Origin of the sequence: Corynebacterium sp. HMSC068H04 (assembly GCF_001811255.1) — a bacterium.
Classification (GTDB): domain Bacteria; phylum Actinomycetota; class Actinomycetes; order Mycobacteriales; family Mycobacteriaceae; genus Corynebacterium; species Corynebacterium hesseae.
Window position 1 is genome coordinate 1 of record NZ_KV803981.1, and the last position, 1,025, is coordinate 1,025.

The 1,025-nt window shown below is 58.5% G+C and carries 1 pseudogene; it reads right to left on the reverse strand.

What is annotated here, in order from left to right:
* Nucleotides 1-294 precede the first annotated feature (294 nt).
* Nucleotides 295-1,025 (reverse strand): annotated as a pseudogene (locus HMPREF2792_RS04155) (IS21 family transposase); the annotation flags it as partial.

Below are 1,025 nucleotides of genomic sequence, written 5' to 3' on the forward strand. Positions count from 1 at the left end.
CGTAGAGCACCTTTTGGGAAAACGTCCATGCGTCGAATGCGGGATCGTTGGCGATGTCGATGACGCTTCTGCCGAAGGCAGTCATCCGCAGCGCGGTGAAGTCGGGCAGGACGGACTCGTCAAGGAAGCGATCTGCTGGCGGGGTTGGTGATGACATGGGCTTTTAGTGTCCTTTCTTAGCGAGGTTGTCCATGCTGAACTGGTCTGCACCGCCGAGAAACGCGCCGGTGGTATCCCGGTCGGTGATTGCAGGGGCGGTGGGCTGGTTGACTGTGGTGCTGCGCGGGGCCTGGTCTAACCCGCAGGCCGGGTGGCGTGTTCTTTGCGTATGGCGGCCATCATGTTTTTGACCGCGGTATATGACACAGCCCGTCGGCTGCCGTCGTTGGCCATCAGGCGCTGGCATGCCTCTTCCAGGATTGGTTTGTTGCCGTGTTTGCCCATCGACAGCACGTTTCTACAGGACTGGTACGCCTGGGCCGGGATGGCTTTCGCCGCGATGAGTTCTTCGATGACCTTGCGTGTTGCCGGGCCGGTTTTGCTGGCTTCGCGATAAAAGTAGTCGCTTGTCCACAGCCCACGGGTGGAGTCCATTCCAGATGGAATGTGCTCATAGTCAGTGACATAGGCCCCACGCTTATGCGAAACCTGGTGGGTTGCCACGGTTGTCCCCTGGTCAAAGACGGTCAAGACCTGGCCTGTGATGCGCACATCGACAGTGCGGCCAACAAGCTGGTGCGGAACGGAGTAGCGCACCGTTGCAACCGTGATATGGAAATCCGGGGCTACTTTCGCACGCTTCCACTCGGTATGTTGCCACGGGGTTGCCGGCAGGTCAGCAAGGAGATGCTGCTCGTGTGCTTCGAAGAGATCCCTGCGGCTTGACTGCTGGCTGCGAAACGGCACGGAGGTGTTGATCGCATCGACTAAGCCCACAATCTTTCCGTTGAGCTCATCTAAGTCAACACACTGGTGGTCTTCAAGGGCGTGGATGATCTTGTGCGTGACGATCTTTACCGCAGCTT